Source organism: Micromonospora lupini str. Lupac 08 (assembly GCF_000297395.2).
In the GTDB taxonomy this organism is placed as follows: domain Bacteria; phylum Actinomycetota; class Actinomycetes; order Mycobacteriales; family Micromonosporaceae; genus Micromonospora; species Micromonospora lupini.
Genome location: NZ_HF570108.1, coordinates 2,308,566 through 2,331,357, shown reverse-complemented (window position 1 = coordinate 2,331,357; position 22,792 = coordinate 2,308,566). Strand labels below are relative to the sequence as shown.

Sequence of the window (22,792 nt, the reverse complement as noted above, 5' to 3'; positions counted from 1 at the left end):
GCGGGACGGTGCGCCGGCGGTCCGTGGATCGCCGGCGCACCTTCCCCGGTACGCCGGACGCGTCCGACGCCTGTGTGGTGAGCTGTACGGGTGGCGGGGATGGGACTGGTGCTGCACCCCACCCGGGATGTCACCGAGGTGGTCGGGATCATCGAACGGTGGGCGACGCGCCACCACAAGTCGCTCTTCGTGCGCGCGGAGGACAAGCACCGCGTGCCGGCCAGCGTCGAGCCCGTGCCGGAGAAGGACGTGGCCGTCCGCGCCGACGCGTTGATCAGCATCGGCGGCGACGGCACCATGCTTGGCGCGTTGCGCTCCGCCGTCCTCGACCCGAAGCCGGTGCTCGGCGTCCACCTGGGCCGGCTCGGTTTCCTCGTCGAGATCGAGCCGCCGGCGCTGCCCGAGGCGCTGAGCCGGCTGCTGTCGAAGGACTTCACCATCGAGTCACACGCCTGTCTGGCCTGCGACGTGTGCGGCGACGACGTGGTGGCGTTCAACGACATCGCCCTGGTCCGGCAACCCGGCTCGGGCTTCGTCACCGCCACGCTTGCCGTCGACGGCCAGCAGTACGGCTACTACCGCGCCGACGCCGTGGTGGTGAGCACGCCGATCGGCTCCACCGCGTACAGCTATGCCGCCGGCGGTCCGTTGATCTCCCCGGCGGCGGACGCGGTGGTCGTCACGCCGTCGGCGCCGATGGCCGGCATCTCCCGCTCGGTGGTGCTCTCCGGGGACGAGAGGATCCGGCTGGAGTTGGAGCCCCACTCGTCGGCTGTCGTGGTGGAGATGGACGGGCTGGTGTTCCGCGATGCGGCGGACGAGGGCGCGGTGGACATCAGCTACCGACGCAACGCCGGGCTTGTGGTCCGCTTCGATCCGCTGCGCTACCAGGAACGCAACCAGCTGAAGATGAGCCTGCTCGACCTGCCCTTCCTGCCCGAGCAGCTCAAGGCACTACTCCCGAAGGAACTCCAGAACCCCAACGAACAAGAAATCCCCCCACGCTGCTAACCCCCACCCACCCCGGACCTCGCGGTTGATCATGGGGTTGACGTGGCCTTTGGAGATCAACAGCCCCGCCAACCTCATGATCAACCCGGAAGTCGGGGGGTGGGGGGTGGGGGTGGGTGGGGTTAGGGCTGGGTCAGGGCCTGGTCTACCAGGGATTTGGCTTCTTCCTGGATTTGCTTGAGGTGGTCGGGGCCTTGGAAGGACTCGGCGTAGATCTTGTAGACGTCCTCGGTGCCCGACGGGCGCGCGGCGAACCAGCCGGACTCGGTGCTCACCTTGAGGCCGCCGATCGGGGCGTTGTTGCCGGGGGCGGTGGTCAGGGTCGCGGTGATCGGCTCGCCGGCCAGCTCGGTGGCGGTGACCTGGTCCGGGGAGAGCTTGGCGAGCACTGCCTTCTGCTCCCGGGTGGCCGGGGCGTCGATCCGGGCGTACGCGGGCGCGCCGAACCGCTCGGCCAGCTCCGCCCAGTGCTCGCTCGGGGTGCGCCCGGTCGTGGCCAGGATCTCGGAGGCGAGCAGGCAGAGCAGGATGCCGTCCTTGTCGGTGGTCCAGGTCGAGCCGTCGCGGCGCAGGAACGACGCCCCGGCGCTCTCCTCACCGCCGAAGCCGACCGCTCCGTCGAGCAGGCCGGGGACGAACCACTTGAAGCCGACCGGCACCTCCAGCAGCGGCCGGCCCAGGTCGGCGGCCACCCGGTCGATCATCGAGGAGGAGACCAGGGTCTTGCCCACCGCGGCGTCCGGACCCCAGTCGGCGCGGGTGCGGAACAGGTGACCGATCGCCACCGCCAGGTAGTGGTTGGGGTTCATCAGGCCGGCGTCGGGGGTGACGATGCCGTGCCGGTCGGCGTCGGCGTCGTTGCCCGTAGAGATCTGGTAGTCGGCGCGGGCGGCGATCAGCGACGCCATCGCGTTGGGCGAGGAGCAGTCCATCCGGATCTTGCCGTCGCCGTCGAGGGTCATGAACCGCCAGGTCGGGTCGACGGTCGGGTTGACCACGGTCAGGTCCAGCCGGTGCCGCTCGGCGATCTCCCCCCAGTACGCCACGCTGGCCCCGCCGAGCGGGTCGGCGCCGATCCGGATACCGGCGTCGCGGATGGCGTCGATGTCGATCGCCGCCGGCAGGTCGTCGACGTAGTGCGCGAGGAAGTCGTACTCCCCGGTGGTGTCGGCGGCCCGGGCCCGCGCGTAGGTGATCCGGCGGACCTCCTTGAGCCCGGCGGCGAGGATCGTGTTGGCCCGGTCCTGGATCCACCTGGTGACGTCGGTGTCGGCGGGCCCGCCGTTGGTGGGGTTGTACTTGAAGCCGCCGTCGTCGGGCGGGTTGTGGGACGGGGTGATGACGATGCCGTCGGCGAGCCCGCTGGTGCGGCCCCGGTTGTGGGTGAGGATCGCGTGCGACAGCGCCGGCGTGGGGGTGTAGCCGTCCCGGCTGTCGACGAGCACTGTCACCCCGTTGGCGGCGAGCACCTCAAGCGCGTCCACGGCGGCCGGCGCGGAGAGCGCGTGCGTGTCCCGGGCCAGGAACAGCGGGCCGTCGAGGCCCTGCTCCCGCCGGTAGTCGCAGAGCGCCTGGGTGACCGCGAGGATGTGGTCGGAGTTGAACGCGTTGCGCAGGCTGGAACCCCGGTGGCCGGAGGTGCCGAAGGACACCTGCTGCGCCGGGTCCGCGGGGTCCGGATGCTCGGCGTAGTAGGCGGTCACCAGGCGCGGCACGTCGACCAGGTCGGCGGGCTCGGCGGGCTGGCCGGCACGGGGATGGGTCACGGGGTTCTACCTCCTTGATAGTGCGACGGTCACGGCTCGACCCGCTGGCCCTTGCCGATCACCACGATGCCGTTGTCGGAGACGGTGTAGCGCTGCCGGTCCTTCTCCAGGTCGACGCCGATCTCCGCGCCCTCGGGAACGAACACGTTCTTGTCCAGGATGGCCCGGCGCACTACCGCGTGCCGGCCGATCTCGACACCCTCCATCAGCACCGAGCCCTCGACGTGCGCCCACGAGTGCACCCGCACCTTCGGCGACACGATCGAGTTCTCCACCAGCGAGCCGGAGATCACCACACCCGGGGAGACCATCGAGCCGACCGCGCGGCCGACCCGCTCACCCCACTGGTGGACGAACTTCGCCGGCGGCCACGGCGGCTGCTCGGTGTAGATCGGCCACTCGAAGTTGTAGAGGTTGAACACGGGGTGCACGTTGATCAGATCCATGTGCGCGTCGTAGAACGAGTCGAGCGTCCCCACGTCGCGCCAGTAGCCGCGGTCCCGATCGTTGCTGCCCGGCACCTCGTTGTCGCGGAAGTCGTAGACGTTCGCCTCGCCCCGCTCGACGAGCATCGGGATGATGCTGCCGCCCATGTCGTGCTTGCTGGACTTGTCCGCCGCGTCACGCTCGACCGCCTCGCAGAGAGCGCGGGTGGTGAAGACGTAGTTGCCCATCGAGGCGTAGATCTCGTCGGGCGCGTCCGGCAGGCCCACCGCGTCGGTGGGCTTCTCGCGGAACGCACGGATCTTCCGGCCGTCCTCGCCTACCTCGATGACACCGAACTGGTCGGCCATCGAGAGCGGCTGACGGATGCCGGCGACGGTCACCGCCGCGCCGGAGGCGATGTGGTCCTCCACCATCTGCCGCGGGTCCATCCGGTAGATGTGGTCGGCGCCGAAGACGATCACGTAGTCGGGCTGCTCGTCGTTGATGAGGTTGAAGCTCTGGTAGATGGCGTCGGCCGAGCCGGCGAACCACCACGGGCCGCGACGCTGCTGCGCGGGCACCGGGGTGACGTAGTTGCCGAGCAGCGTGGACATCCGCCAGGTCTTGGTGATGTGCCGGTCGAGGGAGTGGGACTTGTACTGGGTCAACACGACGATCTTGAGATAGCCGGCGTTGGCCAGGTTGGAGAGGACGAAGTCGACCATGCGGTACATCCCGCCGAACGGGACGGCCGGCTTGGCCCGGTCCGTGGTGAGTGGCATCAGGCGCTTGCCCTCCCCACCCGCCAGGACGATCGCGAGCACCTTGGCAGCCATGCCCCGACGCTATCCACCCGCGTCGGACTTCACCACTCGTACGGGGAGTCTTCTGCACTAGGGTGCGGGGTCATGACGGAACCCACCCCGCTGCGCGTCGATCTGCTCACCCGCGAGTACCCACCGGAGGTCTACGGCGGCGCGGGCGTGCACGTCGAGTACCTGGCCCGGGAGTTGCGCCACCTCACCGACGTCCGCGTGCACTGCTTCGGCCTGCCGCGCACCGAGCCGGGCGTCACGGCGTACGCCGATCCGCCCGGCCTGACCGGCGCGAACGCCGCGCTGCGGACGATGGGTGTGGACCTGGAGATGGCCGCCGGCACCGCCGGCACCGACGTGGTGCACAGCCACACGTGGTACGCGAACATGGCCGGGCACACCGCGAAGCTGCTGCACGGCGTGCCGCACGTGCTGACCGCGCACAGCCTGGAGCCGCTGCGGCCGTGGAAGGCCGAGCAGCTCGGCGGCGGTTACACGCTCTCCTCGTGGATCGAACGCACCGCGATGGAGGCCGCCGACGCGGTGATCGCGGTCAGTGGCGGGATGCGTAACGACGTCCTCACCGCGTACCCGCAGATCGACCCGGACCGGGTCCACGTGGTCTACAACGGCATCGACACCGTGCAGTACGCGCCGGACTCCGGCACCGACGTGCTCGACCGGCTCGGCATCGACCCCGCGCTGCCCAGCGTGGTGTACGTGGGAAGGATCACTCGGCAGAAGGGCCTGCCGTACCTGCTGCGGGCCGCCCGGGAGCTGCCGGCGGACACCCAGCTCGTGCTGCTCGCCGGAGCGCCGGACACCCCGGAGATCGCCGCCGAGGTCCAGGGGCTGGTCGCCGAGCTGCGGGCCAACCGCTCCGGCGTGGTCTGGGTGGCCGAGATGCTGCCCAAGCCCGAGGTGATCCAGGTGCTCACCCACGCGACGGTCTTCGTCTGCCCCTCCGTGTACGAACCGATGGGCATCGTCAACCTGGAGGCGATGGCCTGCGAGACGGCAGTCGTGGCGACCGCCACCGGCGGCATCCCCGAGGTGGTGGCGGACGGCGAGACCGGCCTGCTGGTCCCCATCGACCAGGCCACCGACGGCTCCGGCACCCCGCTGGCCCCGGACCGCTTCGTGGCCGACCTGGCGGCGGCGATCAACACGCTGCTCGCCGACCCCGCGCGCACCGAGCGGTTCGGCCTGGCCGGCCGTCGGCGCGCGGTCGAGCACTTCTCCTGGGACGCGGTCGCCCGCCAGACCCTCGAGGTCTACCGGTCGGTCGCCGCGGGCTGAGGGAGACGGGCTCATGCGCTACGACGAACTCGAAGCGTCCATCCTCCAGCTCATCGTCGCGGCCGGCGGGGACGAGCTGCGCGCCTTCGGCCGCGAGACCGTCACCCGGCTGGTCCGCGCGGACCTGCTCGACACGGCCGCCGACGACGAGCTGACCGAGGACGGCTGGGCGGCGCTGACCAGCGCGCGGGAGACCTTCCGGACGGCCGGCGGGGCCGAGCTGCGCGCGCTGCTGACGCGCATCGACGAGGGCATCCGCGCGGACGACGACCTGGATCAGGGGCTCCTGACCGTCATCACCGCGCTGGAGCACTGGACCACCTACCTGGAGGAGGACCAGCGCGGGGAGCTGTACGAACTCGCCATCCGCTCCGTCGAGGAGGTCGACTTCCAGGTCTCGGCCGACCTCGACGACGTCCTCGCCAGCGCGGAGATGGCCGCCGAGTACGCACGGATCAGACGCCTGCTCACGGCTTAGCTCTCAGGTCGCCGTTCCCGTCAGCTCTCAGACCGCCGTCCCCGTCAGCTCTCAGACCGCCGTCCCCGGAGGGGACTTGAACAGCGACGTCGCCTCGGCGGAATAACCGCCACGCCCGCTGCGGAGCGCGCTGGCCGCGATGCGGATGAGGTCGATGTTGACCCCGGCAGCACCGCTGGGGTCATGCACAGTCAACTTCAGGTCGAGGCTCACCGCCGTCTCGCCCCAACCCTGCGCCTCGATGTTGAGGTGGGCCACCTTCTGCGAGCGCAGGTGCGGCAGGTAGCCGAGCGGAGCCACCTCGACCCGACCGACGGCGGGCCGGTCAGCGGCAGGCCCGTCGGCAGCAGGCCCGTCGGCAGCGGGTTGGTCGGTGGCGGGTTGGTCGGCGGGGTGACCATGCGTCAGGGCGTTGAGCTTGGACTGCTTCTTGGTGTTGGGGTTCTCGACCAGGTTGCGGAAGTCCTCGGTGCCGCCCAGGTTGACCTGGTAGGAGCTGACCAGCGTGAGGCCCCGCTCGGCAAGCAGGCGCAGCAACGCGTTGTGCACCACCGAGGTGCCGAACTGGCTGGCCAGGTCATCTCCGAGCAGCGGCAGACCGGCCACCTCGAAGCTGCTCAGCACGTGCCGATCGCGCGCGACCGGGTCGGAGGTGGTGTTGATGAAGGCGACACCTGCGACACGCGCCGCCTCGGCGTACGCCCGGGCGGTCTCCGGCCGGCCACTCGGCGCCGAGTAGAGCAGCACCTCCGCCCCGGCCAGCGCCGCGGCCACCCGCTCCACCTCGGTCTTGTCGACGAGGCCCTTCGTGACGGGCACACCTGCTCTGGGCAGCTCGCAGTGCAGCCGGGGGAAATTGTTGGGCGGCAGGAAGATGGCCTCGGTGAGGTCCCGACCGATCTTCTCCTCCGAGGTGGCGAAAGCGGCGACGACGTCGATGTCGCCGACCCCGAGCCCACCGATCATCGGCCTGCGGATGCCGACGAGGCTGCCGCTCTGGCGGTAGAGCGCGAGACCCTGCACCAGTGCCGAGGTGTTGTTGCCGACACCGACGACGGCGACTCTCACCCGTTCGATCATGGCGGGAGGCTACGCCACTCCGCGCACTCGGCCTAGATCAACACGGGTTCCAGGAAACCGCGGCATCGATGCGGCTCGAATACAACGGTTTCCTGGAACCCGTGTTGATCACGCCGGAGGCGTGGCCACTCACGCGCACCCGGTGGTCCGCGTGACCCGCTCCGGCCGCACCAGTGACGGTGCCGGTGCTGCTCTTACTGCCGGGCGCGAGGCGCGAACCCCCGAACCCCGGGGCGCGAGGCGCGAGGCGCGAACCCCGGGGCGCGAGGCGCGAGGCGCGAACCCCGGGGCGCGAGGCGCGAGGCGCGAGGCGCGAGGCGCGGGATATGTCGTACACCTGTTCTAGTCTTTGGTGGTGATCGATGCGTTGGTGCAGGCGGAGGCCGCGGTGGCGGCCTGCTTCGAGGCGGCCTCGTGGGCCGCCAGCGAGCACGATCTCGTCGCGGCGCTTGATGCCACGCACCGCCTGGAGCAGCGGCTGGCAGCGGTCAAGTTGAGCCTCGTGCGCGAGCTGGACGGTCGCGGCACCGCGACGGCGCAGGGCGCGTCCTCGACCGCCGTGTGGCTGCGGGACCGGTTGCGGCTCGGGGTCGGCGCCGCCCGCCGGCTGGTCGAGCTGGCCGCGGCGCTCGACACCGCGCCGGGTGCCGTGCGGGACGCGTTGGCCGGTGGGGCGGTCGACGTGGAGCAGGTCCGTGTCATCGCCGACACCGTCCAGACCGTGCACTCGGCAGCCGGGGCAGAGACCGCCGACAAGGCCGTCGGCGTCCTCGTCGACTGGGCGGCACGGTTCGACGCCTCCCTGTTGCGCCGGCTCGGCACCCGCATCCTCGACCACGTCGCCCCGGAGGCCGCCGAGGCGGCGCTGCGGGCGCAGGAGTCGCGGGCCGCCCGCGACCGGCACGTCACCGTCAGCGAGCAGCCCGATGGTCGGCTGCGCCTCGCCGGCATCCTCGACACCGAGGCCGCCGCCCTGCTGCGCGCCGCCATCGACCCGCTGACCGCGCCCACCGGCCCCGACGACACTCGCACGCCTGGTCAGCGCCGCCACGACGCCGTCGCCGACGTGTGCCGGCTCGCCCTGCGCGCCGGTGACCTGCCCGCAAACGGCGGCGACGTCGCCCAGGTCGTCGTCACGACCAGCTACGACGGGTTGACGCGGCAGTTGGGCACCGGCGCTCTCGACGTCGGCCCACACCTCACCCCCGATGCCGTACGTCGCCTTGCCTGCGACGCGGGCATCCTGCCCGCCGTCCTCGGCAGCGCCGGTCAGGTTCTCGACGTCGGCCGGCAACGCCGCCTCGTCACCGGGCCGCTCCGACGCGCCCTGGTCCTGCGCGACCGCGGCTGCGCGTTCCCCGGCTGCGATCGCCCACCGCGCTGGTGCGACGCCCACCACATCCGGCACTGGGCCGACGGCGGCCCGACCTGCCTGGCCAACTCGGTGCTGCTCTGCGGCCACCACCACCGCCACGTCCACCACGGCGACTGGGTGGTCCGGCTCGGCGGCGACGGCCACCCCCAGTTCGTCCCACCCGCCTGGCTCGACCCCGAGCAGGTCCCCCGCCGCAACGAGTACCACCGACGCATCTAGAGCGTGCCTGCCATGGACGACCCGTACCGACCTGGCTAGGGCCTGTTTCATAAGGACTGGCCGGCCTGCGGCGGGCCCGGACGACGACCGGCGGCGTTGCGGTGTCGTCCGGATACAACACCGGTATCCGAACGACACCGCGCCTTGCCGGATCGCCGCCCGGACTCCGCCTCGGCTCGACCGCCCTTATGAAACAGGCCCTAGTCCGGGTAGGAGGGGTCGATCACCAGCTCCCGGATCTCGATGATGCCGGGCCAGTACCGGGAGACCGGGTCGGCGCCGCGGCGCAGCCAGAGGGTTGTGCCGTCGGCGGCCGTCGCGGTCTCGATGACGTGGTCGGCGTCCGCCTCGATGCGGTCGGTCTCGACCGGCCCCAGGCCGAGCCTCTCCGCCTCGGTCCGCAGGTCGGCGCAGGCGAGAAACAACAGGGCCACGCGGCCCCGGTCCACGCCGACCGCAGCGGGCTCGACGCGGGCCAGCCACGGCTCCAGCGCCTCCACGGTGCCGGCGATCGTGGCCGCCGGGACGGTGACGAAGAGCCGGGCGACGACGTCCCCCTCCGCCGGCTCGATCTCCAGATGGCGGTCGGGGGTGAGGCCGCTGCCGTGCGTCGCGCCCTCCCAGCCCAGTTCTTGGTCGGCCCGCTGGATCACCAGTCGGTTGGCCGGCGGGCCGGACGGGGGTTCGAGGGTCTCGGCGTAGCGGACGTTCGGCGAGTAGCAGAAGTCCTGCTCGCGCCAGCCGAAACGGTCCAGCAGCCGAAAGGCCATCCCGGCCATGGCGCGTTCCTCGTTGACCGCGACGAGGGCGCCCGAGAGCAGCAGGTCCGCGCGTTCGACGTCGACGTCCATGGCGTCGGCGCCGATCTCGTCGGCGAGCGGGGCGTGGCGGCGCAGAGTGTCCGCGGCATTCGCGGTGCCGCGTTCCAGCCTGAGCATCGCCTTCATCGCGAACGGCGGCTTATTCTTCCTCGCCCTTCCCCTCGCCACACGTGTTCCTTCCCGATGGTGGGCCTGGCGAACCGAGCCTCATTGTCCACGTCCCACTCCTGGCCGTTGCCCCCCGTCCTGCGGATCGATCTCGGTGCCGCGGAGTGTTCGAGGCGATCGTGCGCCGTCGGACCACACCCCAGAACCTCGACAGGAGTAGACGCGATGACGAGGCGGTCGGGCCAGTCAGGCGCGTCATCAAGACTTAGTTCGGCAGCTTGAGAGGCCAGGCATAGGAACCAGCGGTACCCGAACGGCCGCGCCGGGATTCCGGCTTATCGCAGGTAGGCGTCGATATCGGTGTCGAGGTCCACCTGCTCGGCCGCGCTCCGGGGCCGGATCCGGATCCCGGAACAACCCGCCTGACTCCCTGAGCCACCACCGGCGGCCATGGGGTCGACCGGATATCGGCTCGACGCCGGGACGGCCGGCTGCCACGATGCTGGGCGATGGCGGAACATGGACCACTGTTGGTGGCGTGGGCGGACGCCGACCCGGCGCGGCACCCGTTCGACCCGGTCGAGATGTCGGTGGCGGTCCCGGCGCTGGTTCCCGCGCCGCCTCCCCGACCGATCTACCGCTCCGGTGGGTGGATCGGGTTCTCCGAAGCCTTCGCGTGGGTCGAGTCCATCAGCATGATCCTCTCCGAGCGGTACGGCCAGTGGGCCCACCGCTGGTACTGGGGGCCCTGGGAGAAGGAGCAGTCGGGCTTTTTGACCGACCGCATCCCGACGGCGGCTGACGCGCCGGCCTTCGTCGCCGACTCGCTGCTGGCCTGGCGACGCTGGCTGGAGAGCCTGGCGGAGCGTTTCGACCGCATTCTGCCGTCACTCGACCCGGCGCGGGCCGTCGACGCGGCAGGCACCGTCGCCGCCTGGGAGGTCGCCGTCGCAGAGCTGATGACGTTTGCCGCCGCCCCCGTCGTCGAATACGACGACGACTGGCCGGCGTGGTGCGAGATCACCCTGCGCTGGTTCCTCACGGCCACCGGCGTGCCGCCGGCGCAGGCGCAGGCTCTGGTTGACGAAGCGCTCGGCGAACGGTTCCAACTATGGGTGCCGCTGACGGCGGTGGAGATCGGCGGTGTCGCCGAACGGGTCGCCAACGCCGTGCTCGACCCGAACGGGACCGGGCCCGGCGCCCGCGTCGACAACTGGCCCGACACCTGGCCACAGGGTTGGCCGTCCTGGCGGGCGACGAACACCGGCTGGGGCGTGGAGCGGGCGTTCCGTGGGTACACCGCGTGATGTCACGTCACGCGCACCGCGAAGATCCGCACACCTTCGGGGAGGTTGCTGCGTCGACGAGGCAGTGAGGCAGCAGTTTCCCCGAAAGTGCGCGGATCTTGACTCGCGGCCCGACAGCGGCGGTCGGTCGGCGGGTGTGATGTGGTCGTCGGGACGGGGTGCCTGGTGTGCTTGGCCGCGCGCGAAGGGATCTCGCACAGTAGGTTGGCGGGGTGACAGGACGGTTCCCGATCGAAGACGTCTCCCCCGTCGTCTCGTGCGGGCGGTACCCGGCAAAGGCGGTCATCGACGAGCCGGTCCCGGTGTCGGCGCGCGCCTACCGGGAGGGGCACGACGCGCTGGGTTGCAACGTGGTGTGGGCCGGCCCGGACGGCGAGCAACGCCCGTTCACCCGGATGCGCCCCGGCGAGCCGGGCCAGGACCGCTGGCACGCCACGATCCGCCCGGACGCCGTCGGCTCCTGGACCTTCTCCGTCGAGGCGTTCCAGGACCCGTACCTGACGTGGCAGAACGCGGTCACCAAGAAGATCGCCGCCGGGCAGGGTCCGGCCGATCTCGCCAACGACCTCGCCGAGGGCGCGCGGGTGCTGGCCGCCGCTCGGGACCTGGTGCCGGCCGCCGACCGGGCCCGCGTCGCCGCCGCGCTCACCGCGCTCGTCGACACCGACCTTGCGTTGCCGCAGCGGGTGGACCCCGCGCTGGCCCTGGCCGACCTGCTCTGGGAGTACCCGGTCCGGGAGCTGGTGACCGCCGGTGAGGCGTACACCCTCTGGGTTGACCGCAAGCGGGCGCTCTTCTCGGCCTGGTACGAGTTCTTCCCGCGCTCCGAAGGAGCGGCGGGTGGGCGCTCCGGCACCTTCGCCACCGCCACCGAGCGGCTGCCGGGTGTGGCCGCGATGGGCTTCGACGTGCTCTACCTGCCGCCGATCCACCCGATCGGCCGGATCAACCGCAAGGGCCGCAACAACGCGCTCACCGCCGGGCCGACAGACGTGGGCTCGCCGTGGGCGATCGGCGCCGCCGAGGGCGGCCACGACACGATCCACCCCGATCTGGGTACGCCCGCGGACTTCCGCGCCTTCATCGAGGCGGCCGCGGCGCAGGGCCTGGAGGTGGCGATGGACCTGGCGTTGCAGTGCGCGCCGGACCACCCGTGGGTCACCGAGCACCCGGAGTGGTTCACCACCCGGGCCGACGGCAGCATCGCGTACGCGGAGAACCCACCGAAGAAGTACCAGGACATCTACCCGGTCAACTTCGACAACGACCCGGAGGGCATCCGGGCCGAGGTGTTGCGGGTGGTGCTGCACTGGGTGGGCGAGGGCATCCGGATCTTCCGGGTGGACAACCCGCACACCAAGCCGTTCGACTTCTGGCACTGGCTGATCGCCGAGGTCAAGACTGTCGACCCGGACGTGCTGTTCCTGGCCGAGGCGTTCACCCGGCCGGCCATCATGCACGGGCTCGGCAAGATCGGCTTCACGCAGTCGTACACCTATTTCACCTGGCGCACGACGGCCGCGCAGATGCGGGAGTACTGCGAGGAGCTTGTCGCGTCGGCCGACCACATGCGGCCGAACTTCTGGCCGAACACCCCGGACATCCTGCACGAGTCGTTGCAGCACGGCGGCCCCCCGATGTTCAAGATCCGGGCGGTGCTGGCCGCGCTGCTCTCCCCCTCCTGGGGCCTGTACGCCGGTTTCGAGCTGTTCGAGCACGTGGCCCGGCCGGGCGCGGAGGAGTACCTGGACAACGAGAAGTACGAGCTGCGCCCCCGCGACTGGGCCGGCGCCGAGGCGCAGGGCCGCTCGCTGGCCCCGTTCCTGGCCACCCTCAACCGGGTACGCCGGGACAACCCGGCCCTGCACCAGCTCCGCAACCTGCGCTTCCACGAGATCGACAACCCGGCGCTGCTGTGCTGGTCGAAGCACGATCCGGACACCGGCAACACCGTCATCGTGATCTGCTCGTTCGACCCACGTGTGGTGCAGTGGGGCAACACGACGCTGGACATGCCGGAGCTGGGGTTCGACTGGCACGAGCGGTTCACCGTGTACGACGAGCTGACCGGCACCAGCTACGACTGGGGGCAGCGCAACGCGGTGCGGCTCGACCCGTACCTGCAACCGGCGCACGTGCTGACCGTCCGCCGCCCGGTCGCACCCTCCGCACCGACGCCCGCCGTCGTCGAACCGGCTGACCTCACCGTCACCGACGTCCCGGACGAGCTGTCCGGCGGCACCGCGCCGACGACCCCGGCACCGACGGCCGCCGCCGACCCGACGGCCAGCGCCAACCCGACGGCCGCCGCCGACCCGACGGCCAGCGCCGACCCGACGGCCAGCTCCGACCCGACGGCCAGCTCCGAGCCGGCGGTGGCTCCGCGCCCGACGGCGGCCGCCCGTCCGACGCCCGCCCGCCGGCCGGCCCGTCCGTTCGACCGCGCTCCGTCGGCGGCCCGGGGTCCGCTGCGCCGCTCGGCGAAGGCCCGCTCGGCGGCGCCCCGCCCGTCCGCCGCGCCCCGCCCGTCCACCTCCGCACCGACCGACGCCGCCCCGAAGGACGACCGATGGACCAGCTGATCACCGGCGTGACGCACGACCCGCACGCGCTGCTCGGCGCGCACCCCGCCGAGGGCACGACGACGATCCGCACGATGCGCCGAGGCGCCGGCGACGTCGTGCTGCTCGTGGGCGACGAGCGGCACCCGATGAAGCGGGTGCACGACCTGGGCGTCTTCGAGACCCAGGTCGAGGGGACCGTGCTCGACTACCGGGTGGAGGTCGACGGCACCGTCCACGACGACCCGTACCGCTATCCGCCCACCCTCGGCGAGCTGGACCTGCACCTGATCGGCGAGGGCCGGCACGAGCGGCTGTGGGACGCGCTCGGGGCTCGGGTCTTCGACGAGGGCGTGGCGTTCAGCGTCTGGGCGCCCAGCGCGCGCGGGGTGCGGGTGATCGGTGACTTCACCGGCTGGGGTCCGGACGACGGCTGGCCGATGCGGTCGCTCGGCTCCAGCGGCGTGTGGGAGCTGTTCGTTCCGAACGCCCGGGTCGGCGCCCGCTACAAGTACCGGGTGCTCGGCGCCGACGGGCAGTGGCGGGACAAGGCCGACCCCCTGGCGGCGTACGCCGAGGTGCCGCCCGCCACCGCCTCCGTGGTGCACCACTCGACGTACCGGTGGAACGACGAGGACTGGTTGGCCCGGCGGGCCGAGCGCAAGCCGCACCAGGAGCCGATGAGCGTGTACGAGGTGCACCTCGGCTCGTGGCGGCCCGGCCTGGGTTACCGGGAGCTGGCCGAGCAACTCACCGCGTACGTCACCGAGCTGGGCTTCACACACGTGGAGTTCCTGCCGGTGATGGAGCACCCGTTCGGCGGCTCCTGGGGCTACCAGGTGACCGGCTACTACGCGCCGACGTCCCGCTTCGGTGACCCGGACGAGTTCCGCCACCTCGTGGACCGGCTGCACGCCGCAGGCGTCGGCGTGATCCTGGACTGGGTGCCCGCGCACTTCCCGAAGGACGAGTGGGCCCTCGCCCGCTTCGACGGCACCCCGCTCTACGAGCACCCCGACCCGCGCCGCGGCGAGCACCCCGACTGGGGCACGTACGTCTTCGACTTCGGCCGCCGCGAGGTGCGCAACTTCCTGGTCGCCAACGCGCTCTACTGGTGCGACCAGTTCCACGTCGACGGGCTGCGGGTGGACGCGGTCGCCTCGATGCTCTACCTGGACTACTCCCGGGAAGAGGGCCAGTGGGCCCCCAACCAGTACGGCGGTCGGGAGAACCTGGAGGCCATCGCGCTCATGCAGGAGGTGAACGCGACCGTCTACAAGCACCACGCCGGGGTCGTGATGATCGCCGAGGAGTCCACCGCCTGGCCGGGCGTCACCGCCCCCACCGCCGACGGTGGGCTGGGCTTCGGGTTCAAGTGGAACATGGGCTGGATGCACGACACCCTGCTCTACACGTCGAAGGACCCGATCTACCGCCAGCACCACCACCACCAGCTCACGTTCTCGCTGGCGTACGCGTGGAGCGAGAACTACGTGCTGCCGATCAGCCACGACGAGGTGGTGCACGGGAAGGGCTCGCTGGCCGGCAAGATGCCCGGCGACACCTGGCAGCGGCTGGCGAACGTCCGCGCGCTGCTCGCGTACATGTGGGCGCACCCGGGCAAGCAACTGCTGTTCATGGGCTCCGAGCTGGCCGACGACCGGGAGTGGAGCGAGGAGCGCGGCCTCGACTGGTACCTGCTGCACGACCCGGCCCGCGCCGGCGTGCAGCGCCTCGTCGGTGACCTCAACCGCGTCTACCGGGCCACCCCGGCGCTGTGGGCGCAGGACACCGAGCCGGCCGGGTTCCGCTGGATCGCCGGGGACGACGTCGCCAACAACACCGTGTCGTTCGTCCGGATCGCCCCGGACGGCTCGACGCTCGTGTGCGTGGCGAACTTCTCCGCCCAGCCGCTGCACGACTATCGGATCGGTCTCCCGGCGGGCGGGACGTGGGCGGAGGTGCTCAACACCGACGCGCACCACTACGGCGGGTCAGGCGTGGGCAACCTGGGCGAGGTGCACGCCGAGGACGTCCCGTGGCACGGCATGGTCGCCTCGGCGGCCCTCCAGGTGCCCCCGCTGGGCGTCGTCTGGCTCCGCCAGAGCTGACATCCCGCCGGACGCGTTCGACCCCGCGGCCGGCGCTCGTCCGGGATCGGCGGCGGCTCGATGCGGCGGCGCGGCTGGACCACTGCGGCGCGCGATGCCGGCGATACTGTGGGCGTGGAGTACGTGTCCAGAGTGCCGCGACCGCCGCTGGACGGGCTGATCGACGACCTCTACTACCTGGAGGGCGTACCGCCGTACCCCCGGTTGACGCTGCCGCCGATGCCGGCGGCGCTGCTCATCGTCAACCTCGGTCCGCCGTTCCTCATTCGTGCCGGCACCGACGTCGAGGCGGCCGAGCACGCCGACGGCTGCGTCATCACCACGCCCACCCGCGCGTTTGATTTCGGCTACCCACTCCGGACCCGGTCGGTCGGCGCGCACGTCAAGCCGTGGGGGCTGGCGCCGTTCCTGCCGATGCCCGCGGCCGAGCTGTGCGACCGACCGGTGACTCTGGAGCAGGTGTGGGGCCGGTCCGCCACCGCCGAGCTGCGAGACCGGCTGGCCACGGCGGACAAACCGCACGAGATGCTGACGCTGCTCGAGCAAGAGCTGATGCGCCGGCTGTGCGAGACCGCCGGCCTGGGGCTGGTAAGCCGTACGAGCAGCGTCATCGCGGCGACCAGCGGGGCGATGGCCATCGACGACCTGCGAGTTTCGGCCGGTGTCAGCAGCACCCACCTGGCACAGCGGTTCAAGGAGCTGATCGGCGTCACGCCGAAGCGGTTGGCCCGTACCTACCGCTTCGCCGCCACCGTGTTGTCGATCGACCCCGCCGAGCCGATCGACTGGGCCGACCTCGCCGGTGGCGCGGGCTACTTCGACCAGGCCCACTTCGGCCACGAGTTCCGGGCGTTCACCGGGCTCACACCGACACGATATGTCGAAGTCCGGCAGCGGTTCCTGCGCGACCATCCCGGCCACGTGCTGGACGGCTGGCCGCTGCCGACCGATTGATTTCCTACAAGAGCGACAGCCCACGAAACTCTAATCTGGGGGCATTCCCCAGCAGAGGAGCGCCCGTGGTCAGAGTGGTCATGTACGGCTCGGTGTCGGTGGACGGCTTCATCGCGGACGAGAACGACCAGCCCGGACCACTGTTCGACTGGTTGCTCAGCGGTGACGTGCCGTTGGACTCAGGCGGCCAGTTGAAGGTGTCACAAGCGTCGCACGACTACACCCGGTCGTACTGGGACCAGATCGGGGCGACGGTCGTCGGCCGCCACGTCTTCGACATGACGGACGGCTGGGACGGGAAGCCTCCGGGTGATGTCGACCACGCGGTCGTCGTGACGCACCGACCGAAGCCCGAGGGCTGGGCCCCCGAGGCGCCGTTTCACTTCGTCGACGGCGTCGAGGCGGCCGTGGCGACGGCGCAGAAGCTCGCGGGTGACCGCATCGTCGAGGTCGCCGCCGGCGACGTCGGTGGCCAGGTGCTCGCCGCGGGTCTGGTCGACGAGGTGCGCATGGACGTCGTACCCGTCCTGTTCGGGTCCGGCAAGCGCTACTTCGGGTCGGTCCACGCGCAGCACCTGCTGGAGGACCCGGACGTGGCGATCCAGGGCAACCGGGTGCTTCACCTGCGCTACCGGGTGCGCCGCTGACCAACCGGAGCGGCAGCCCTCGCGATCGCCCGACATGCCACCAGCCCACCATCTCTTGATCACTTGATGCTCAGCAGTTCCCGGAGCCTCCCGAAACTGTTCACCATCAGATGATCATGAGGCGACGCGACGCCCCCTGCCACGGCGGTTGACCCAGGCGTAGTACCTGGGGACGCCGACCAGCGCGCTGAGGAGGTAGACCCCGATGCCCACCAGCAGCACGAAGAGGAGGCCGATCCGCACCATGCCCAGCATCGACAGGGCGAGCGCCCAGACGCGCCACGCTGGGCGACCGTACCGGCAGTCGGTGTTGGCCTTGCCGTAGCAGGCCTCGCGGAACTCGATCGCCTGTCCCCAGTCGTCCGGGGTGACCACCGAGTGGCGCACCGCGGTCCGCACCTCGCGGCCGTCGTTCGTCCGCACGGTCACCGCGCAGTGCCACCAGTAGCCCAGCCCGTCGCCGCTCACCGGGCCGACCCGGTGACAGTCCTGGACCGTCGCCTCGGCCCGCCGCTCGGCAGGGGTCGACTTCACCACGCCGGTGCCCGGATAGAAGCTCGCCACCGTGTCGAGCACCAGCGACGAGCCGACGAGCGCCGCGGCCAGCGCGACCGCAGTCGCCAACTGCGTCAGACGGCCCCAGAACGGCCCGCGCCGCTCGTACGCCGCGATCTGGTTGCCCTGCAGTCGAGCGGTCCGGTCCGCGTCCACGTTCAGCTTGGCGCAGCGCTGTCCGCGTCGGCGGCACTCGACCCGGGCCCGCTGACACGGCTGGCCTGCCTGATCTGTCGTACCGTCTCGTCCCGGTAGGGAACGGCTTTTCGGGCCTGCCAGACGAGTCCCGGGCCGGTCGGGAGGATGGCGCAGAAGGAGACGGTGTCACCGGACCGAGAAGTGATCGTCAACCGCGCGCCGGGCCCGGGCCGCACGGACGTCACGTTCCTGAGATCCATCGACTTGGCACGTATCCAGGGCTCGAAGAAGCTGCCGTTGCCCCAGATCCAGACGGGCGCGAAGAGCAACCGCTCGGTGGTGAGATGAGAAGGGCGCCGAACATGCTCAACGGGGTTTCACCGGCGGGAATGTATCCACGCTGAGTGAAGACGACCCGCTCGTCAGTCGCCAACGGTGGCTGCGCGTACGTCAACATCAACCCTCGCCTCCGGCCTCCCGTTCAGGCGGGTCGGATGGAAACGTAGCGCTCCCCCACAACCCTGCGACAGCGCCCGGTCAGACCAGGCCGGCGTCGCGGAGCAGCATCCACAGGCCGGCGCCGTCCGGGGCGGACAGCCACTTCTGCCCCACCGGCCCCGACGACGGGCGGCCCGCCGGGGCGGGCAGGCTACCGGCAAGCACGGACTGGGTCGGGGACAGCCGGCGGATCGCCACCCCGGCGACGTTCTCCGGGTGGGCGGCGGCGAACTCCCGGTAGATCTCCTGGTCGTGCTGGCCGTCGTCGCCGACAAGCAGCCAGCGCACGTCGGGGAACTCCTTCGCCAGCCGGGCCAGGGTGGACCGCTTGTGCTCCATCCCGCTGCGGAACCAGCGGTCGGCGGTCGGACCCCAGTCGGTGAGCAGCAGCGGCCCGGCGGGGTAGAGGTGCCGGGACAGGAACCGGGTCAACGTCGGCGCCACGTTCCACGCGCCGGTGGAGAGGTAGAAGACCGGGGCGCCGGGGTGCGCGGTGACCAGCCGCTCGTAGAGCACCGCCATGCCGGGCACCGCGGCGCGGGCGTGTTCGTCGAGGACGAAGGTGTTCCACGCGGCGAGCAACGGCCGGGGCAGCGCCGTCACCATCACCGTGTCGTCGATGTCGGAGAGGATGCCGAACTTGACGTCCGGGTCGAGGATGCGCACGGGCGCGTCGACCGGTTCGGCGTCGGGCACGCTGAGTCGGACGGTGCCCCACCCGGGCGGCAGGTCGGCCTCGACGAGCGTGTCGACGAAGCCGCTGCGGTCGGCGCGGGCCTCGTGCCGCACCCCGCCGGCCTCGATGTGCACTGTCACGTGCTTGGCGGGCAGGGTGGTGAAGCTGCGCCACCCCCGGACCTTCTCCAGTCGGCCCCGCTGGCGGGTGTCCGGACGACCCAGCAGCACCCGGCACATCACCCGCACCCAACCGGGACGGCCGTAGCCGGTGTACGCGACGATGTTCATCCGCCAGCCGGTGCGCCGCAACCGACGCTCCACGAGCTGGTGCACGGCGTCCTCGATCCGCGCGGCCCGGTGCAGGTTCGGCACGGCCAGCTGACCGGCGGGTGTGGGTGGCACGCGCCAACCCTGCCACACGTCGCCGGTCACGGCCACGCGAGCAGCCGGCGGAGCCGAACCACAGGCGCCCCGGCTGCGCCGAACCCAGCCGATCCAGCCCGGCGGCCGGACGGAACGTGACACACTCCGGTCGGGACGACGACGGGGGCGTGGTCGTGTCGCATCCAGAGCAGCACGGCGGGCGGTGGCGTCCGCGACTCGACCGGCCGGCGCTCGTCGCGCTCGTGGTCGGGTTGGTCGGTGTCGGGTACCGGCTGGTCCTCACGCTGTACACCGTGCCGGTGTCGAACAGCGACGAGGCGACCTTCGGGCTGGCCGCCCTGCACATCGGGCAGGGCCGGGAACGTCCGGTCTTCCTCTACGGCCAGCACTACATGGGCATGTTGGAGTCGTACCTGGCCGCGCCGCTGCTCGCGGTGGCCGGGCCGAGCTGGCCGGTGCTGCGGCTGCCGATGCTCGCCCTGTACGCGGTCTTCCTCTACCTCGTGTACCGGCTCACCCGCCGGCTCTACACGCCGTGGTTCGCCGTCCTCGTCGTCGGCCTGCTGGCGCTGGGACCGGAGCGGGTGGTGCGCGACCAGCTCACAGTGGTCGGCGGCCGGCCTGAGGTGAAGCCGGCGGTGCTGCTGATGCTGCTGATCACCGTGGGGCTGGCCGCCGGGACGGTGCGCCACCGTCGGCTGGCCGTGGCGCTGTTCGGGCTGCTGGTCGGGTTGGCCGCCTGGTCGGACTGGCTGATCCTGCCGTACCTGGCGGTGGCCGGCCTGGCCCTGGTGTGGGCGGTGCGGCGGGAGCTGCTCGGCTGGTCGGGGCTGCTGCTGGTGGCGGGCGTCGTGGCCGGGGTGGCACCGATGATCGTCGACAACCTGCGGGCCGGGCCGGGTGAGGACTCGCTGACGGTGTTCCGGGAGGTCAGCACCAAGGCCGGCCCGTTGCCGCCGTGGTCGGACCGGATCTCCGGCGGCCTGCTGGAGGGGGTGCCGCTGGCGCACGGGCTCTGCCCGGTCGACGGCTGCGGTCGCTGGCAGCAGTGGTTCGGCGTGGTCTACCCGGTGCTGCTGGTGGCCGCCGCCGCGCTCGCGCTCCTCGCGTACCGCCGGGCCGCCGGCACGCCGCATGGCACGCAGGCGGCGGGGCCCGACGGGCAGGGCGCGGGGCCCGGCACGCAGCCTGGGGGCACGCCGCGGGGCGCGCGGGTCGGGCCCGTGGTGCAGCTCGCGCTTGTCGTCGGCGCGGCGTTGACCCTGCTGTCGTACGTGCGCAGCCCGCTCGCCGCGACCAGTCCGCTGGACAACGCCCGCTACCTGTCGGTGCTGCAACTGTCGCTGCCGGCGGTGCTCTGGCCGCTCTGGGTGGCGGCTCTCGCCTGCTGGCGGGGCACGGTGGGCGCGCTCGGCCGGTTGGCCGGCGCGTTGGCCACCGCCGTGTTGGCGGCGCTGGCCGCGACGACGCTCGTGGTCACCGTGCTCTTCGCCACCACCGGCACCGCCGCGTCGCGGACCGAGGAGCGCCAGGCCCGGGAGTTGGCCGCCGCGTTGCGCGCCGACGGCCCCCACGAGGTGTACGGGGACTACTGGACCTGCAACCGGCTGATCTTCAACACGGACGAGTCGGTGGTCTGCGGGGTGCTCGACGGTGACCTGTCCCCCGGGCAGAACCGTTACCGCCCGTACTGGCGGCAGGTCGGGCGGGCCGCCCGGCCGGGTTACGTGGTGGAGGTCGACTCGCCGATGGACCGGCGGCTGCGCCGGCTGCTCGCCGACCGGCCCGACGCCGCGCCGGTACGCGAGGTGGGCGGCTATCGCGTGTACCACCCCGACACACCGGTGCGGCCCTGGCGGTAGCGGCGGGTCGTACGCTGGCCGGGCTGCCGCTGCACCCGCCCGAGGAGAACCGATGCTCATCCTGCTGCCGCCCTCGGAGGGGAAGGCCGACGCCGGCACCGGACGGCGGTGGACCCCGGAGCGGCTCTCGCTGCCGGAGCTGAACCCGGCCCGCGAACGGGTGCTCGACGCGCTCGTGACCCTCAGCGCCGGCCCCGACGAGGAGGCCGCACGTGCCGCGCTCGGCCTCAGCGAGGGCCAGCGCGGCGAGCTGCGCCGCAACGCCCGGCTGCGCGCGGCGGCCACCGCCCCGGCCGAACGGCTCTACACGGGGGTGCTCTACGAGGCGCTGGAGCTGGCCACGCTGCCGTCGGCGGCACAGCGGGCGGCCCGCCGGTCGATCCTCATCAGCTCCGGGCTGTGGGGGGCGGTCCGCCTCACCGACCGGATCCCGCCGTACCGCTGCCCGATCGGCGCCCGCCTGCCGGGCGTGGGGGCGCTCTCGGCGTACTGGCGCGGGGAGCTGGCGCCGGTCCTGGCCGGCGCGGCCGGTCGGGGGCCGGTGCTGGACCTGCGCTCCGGCGCGTACGCCGCCACCTGGACGCCGCGCGGTGAGCTGGCCGAGCGGACCGTGACCGTGCGGGTGCTGCACGAGCGGGAGGTCGACGGCGTGCCGGTCCGCTCGGTCGTGAGTCACTTCAACAAGGCGACCAAGGGGCGGCTGGTGCGTGACCTGCTGGTCGCCGGGGCCCGACCGCGCACCGCCGCGGAGCTGATCGGCACGCTGCGGGAGCTGAAGCACACGGTGGTGGAGGAGCCGGCCGCCGCTGGCCGGGTCCGCCAGGTGGATCTGGTCGTCACGGACCTGTAGCGGCGCCGGAGCCGCAAGATTTCCTCAAGGCTGGGCGGGATGCGTTCCGCTACGGCCGCGCAGGGGCCACGGTAGGGGAACCCAGACTCCGACAAGGGAGCCTCCGTTGGCCCGCGATCCCGCCCTGCTCGACCGGCCCCGTTCGCCGGCGACGCCTCCCCCGCTGGACTGGCTGACCCTGGGCGACGCGTTCGAGGCCGCCTGCCTGCTGCGCTGCACGGCACCGGCGGCCGGCGCCCGCTCGACCGTCGCGCTGCCGTCGCACGCGCCGGGGGTCGAGTTCAACCGGGAGGACGCCGCGCAGCGGATGCGGCAGTTGCTCGCCCGCCTCGACATCCCGGTCACCCAGGAGGTGGCGGTCGGCGGTCTGCGCCGCCGCTACGAGCTGCACCGGCTCTGGGTGCCGCCGGAGCACCGGGGGGCGTACGCCCGGATGGTGGATGCCGGGTGGTGGCAGGGGCGTCGGGAGCTGCTGGGCGGTCCCGTGCCGGGCGCCTCCCCGGCCCGCCGCCGGTGGATGTCCCGGCTCGCGGCGGCGGCATGGCGGTCGGCGCTGCTGGCCGGCGGGCGGCACGTGCGACGGCACATCCTCGGCGTACGCCTCACCGACCGGGAGTTGGCCGCCGTGCTGATCCGCAGCGCTGCCGTGCTCGACGTGCCGGCCGTGCTGCGCCCGGGCACCGGCTGTTTCCTGGTCAGTGTGGCCGACGGGCCGGACCGGGAACGCATCCTGCGCAGCGCGTCGATGGAGCCGGCCCGGGGCATTGCGCCGGAGCAGGCCCACCGTCCGGCCTGCTGAACGCCGCCCCGCGCCGTACCCGTCCGCGGCACTGACGGGTACGGGCTTGC

Annotated in this window: 18 protein-coding genes and 1 pseudogene; 13 read left to right on the top strand and 6 right to left on the bottom strand. The window is 72.1% G+C overall.

Annotated features, from left to right (window positions below):
• The first annotated feature begins 99 nt into the window (after nt 1-99).
• Nucleotides 100-1,011 carry an NAD(+)/NADH kinase gene (locus tag MILUP08_RS11860; RefSeq protein ID WP_007457880.1) on the top strand — a complete coding sequence of 304 codons (912 nt, stop codon included), beginning with the start codon at nt 100-102 and terminating at the stop codon, nt 1,009-1,011.
• 122 nt (nt 1,012-1,133) lie between these two features.
• Here the strand turns inward: MILUP08_RS11860 and pgm are convergent, their stop codons facing one another.
• Complete coding sequence (gene pgm / locus MILUP08_RS11855) at nt 1,134-2,777, bottom strand: phosphoglucomutase (alpha-D-glucose-1,6-bisphosphate-dependent) (protein WP_007457879.1); 1,644 nt, start codon at nt 2,775-2,777, stop codon at nt 1,134-1,136.
• 29 nt (nt 2,778-2,806) lie between these two features.
• Nucleotides 2,807-4,039 carry a glucose-1-phosphate adenylyltransferase gene (gene glgC / locus MILUP08_RS11850; protein WP_007457878.1) on the bottom strand — a complete coding sequence of 411 codons (1,233 nt, stop codon included), beginning with the start codon at nt 4,037-4,039 and terminating at the stop codon, nt 2,807-2,809.
• A 72-nt stretch (nt 4,040-4,111) separates the two neighbouring features.
• Between glgC and glgA the strand changes: the two genes are divergently transcribed.
• Nucleotides 4,112-5,317, top strand: a complete 1,206-nt coding sequence (gene glgA, locus MILUP08_RS11845) for a glycogen synthase (RefSeq protein ID WP_007457876.1) — start codon at nt 4,112-4,114, stop codon at nt 5,315-5,317.
• Nucleotides 5,318-5,330: 13 nt separating this feature from the next.
• Nucleotides 5,331-5,795, top strand: a complete 465-nt coding sequence (locus tag MILUP08_RS11840) for a hypothetical protein (protein ID WP_007457874.1) — start codon at nt 5,331-5,333, stop codon at nt 5,793-5,795.
• A 51-nt stretch (nt 5,796-5,846) separates the two neighbouring features.
• On the opposite strand, the gene MILUP08_RS11835 is transcribed toward MILUP08_RS11840, so the two are convergent.
• On the bottom strand, nt 5,847-6,875 hold the full coding sequence (locus MILUP08_RS11835; RefSeq protein ID WP_007457872.1) for an inositol-3-phosphate synthase: 1,029 nt from the start codon (nt 6,873-6,875) through the stop codon (nt 5,847-5,849).
• 355 nt (nt 6,876-7,230) lie between these two features.
• Here MILUP08_RS11835 and MILUP08_RS11830 point away from each other — a divergent pair, with 355 nt between their 5' ends.
• The gene (locus MILUP08_RS11830) at nt 7,231-8,469 is read left to right on the top strand and encodes an HNH endonuclease signature motif containing protein (RefSeq protein WP_083915987.1); all 1,239 of its coding nucleotides are present in this window, start codon (nt 7,231-7,233) and stop codon (nt 8,467-8,469) included.
• Nucleotides 8,470-8,669: 200 nt separating this feature from the next.
• Here the strand turns inward: MILUP08_RS11830 and MILUP08_RS11825 are convergent, their stop codons facing one another.
• Entirely contained in the window at nt 8,670-9,416 is a 747-nt protein-coding gene (locus MILUP08_RS11825; RefSeq protein WP_039905845.1) for a hypothetical protein, read from the bottom strand.
• A gap of 491 nt (nt 9,417-9,907) precedes the next feature.
• On the opposite strand from MILUP08_RS11825, the gene MILUP08_RS11820 reads away from it, so the two are divergent.
• The 5 genes and pseudogenes from MILUP08_RS11820 to MILUP08_RS11800 all read left to right on the top strand — a co-directional run bounded on the left by MILUP08_RS11820 (nt 9,908) and on the right by MILUP08_RS11800 (nt 16,978).
• Nucleotides 9,908-10,705: a hypothetical protein gene (locus MILUP08_RS11820; RefSeq protein WP_039905843.1), complete on the top strand. Its 798-nt coding sequence runs from the start codon at nt 9,908-9,910 to the stop codon at nt 10,703-10,705.
• 212 nt (nt 10,706-10,917) lie between these two features.
• Nucleotides 10,918-12,993 (top strand): annotated as a pseudogene (locus MILUP08_RS11815) (alpha-1,4-glucan--maltose-1-phosphate maltosyltransferase); the annotation flags it as partial.
• A gap of 281 nt (nt 12,994-13,274) precedes the next feature.
• Nucleotides 13,275-15,377, top strand: a complete 2,103-nt coding sequence (glgB, locus tag MILUP08_RS11810; RefSeq protein WP_007457862.1) for a 1,4-alpha-glucan branching protein GlgB — start codon at nt 13,275-13,277, stop codon at nt 15,375-15,377.
• A 114-nt stretch (nt 15,378-15,491) separates the two neighbouring features.
• The gene (locus MILUP08_RS11805) at nt 15,492-16,331 is read left to right on the top strand and encodes an AraC family transcriptional regulator (protein ID WP_237747056.1); all 840 of its coding nucleotides are present in this window, start codon (nt 15,492-15,494) and stop codon (nt 16,329-16,331) included.
• 65 nt (nt 16,332-16,396) lie between these two features.
• Entirely contained in the window at nt 16,397-16,978 is a 582-nt protein-coding gene (locus tag MILUP08_RS11800; RefSeq protein WP_007457858.1) for a dihydrofolate reductase family protein, read from the top strand.
• 114 nt (nt 16,979-17,092) lie between these two features.
• On the opposite strand, the gene MILUP08_RS11795 is transcribed toward MILUP08_RS11800, so the two are convergent.
• A complete protein-coding gene (locus MILUP08_RS11795; protein WP_007457857.1) occupies nt 17,093-17,689 on the bottom strand; it encodes a DUF6346 domain-containing protein in 597 nt (198 codons plus the stop codon).
• 147 nt (nt 17,690-17,836) lie between these two features.
• Between MILUP08_RS11795 and MILUP08_RS11790 the strand changes: the two genes are divergently transcribed.
• A complete protein-coding gene (locus tag MILUP08_RS11790; protein ID WP_039905837.1) occupies nt 17,837-18,019 on the top strand; it encodes a hypothetical protein in 183 nt (60 codons plus the stop codon).
• Nucleotides 18,020-18,208: 189 nt separating this feature from the next.
• On the opposite strand, the gene MILUP08_RS11785 is transcribed toward MILUP08_RS11790, so the two are convergent.
• Nucleotides 18,209-19,249 (bottom strand): App1 family protein, encoded by a 1,041-nt coding sequence (locus tag MILUP08_RS11785; protein WP_039907792.1) that lies wholly within the window; start codon nt 19,247-19,249, stop codon nt 18,209-18,211.
• A 155-nt stretch (nt 19,250-19,404) separates the two neighbouring features.
• Here MILUP08_RS11785 and MILUP08_RS11780 point away from each other — a divergent pair, with 155 nt between their 5' ends.
• From MILUP08_RS11780 to MILUP08_RS11770, 3 genes are all read left to right on the top strand, one after another.
• Complete coding sequence (locus tag MILUP08_RS11780; protein WP_039907788.1) at nt 19,405-21,093, top strand: ArnT family glycosyltransferase; 1,689 nt, start codon at nt 19,405-19,407, stop codon at nt 21,091-21,093.
• A 52-nt stretch (nt 21,094-21,145) separates the two neighbouring features.
• Complete coding sequence (gene yaaA / locus MILUP08_RS11775; protein ID WP_007457849.1) at nt 21,146-21,943, top strand: peroxide stress protein YaaA; 798 nt, start codon at nt 21,146-21,148, stop codon at nt 21,941-21,943.
• A gap of 106 nt (nt 21,944-22,049) precedes the next feature.
• Nucleotides 22,050-22,742: a hypothetical protein gene (locus MILUP08_RS11770; RefSeq protein ID WP_007457847.1), complete on the top strand. Its 693-nt coding sequence runs from the start codon at nt 22,050-22,052 to the stop codon at nt 22,740-22,742.
• Nucleotides 22,743-22,792: the final 50 nt, after the last annotated feature.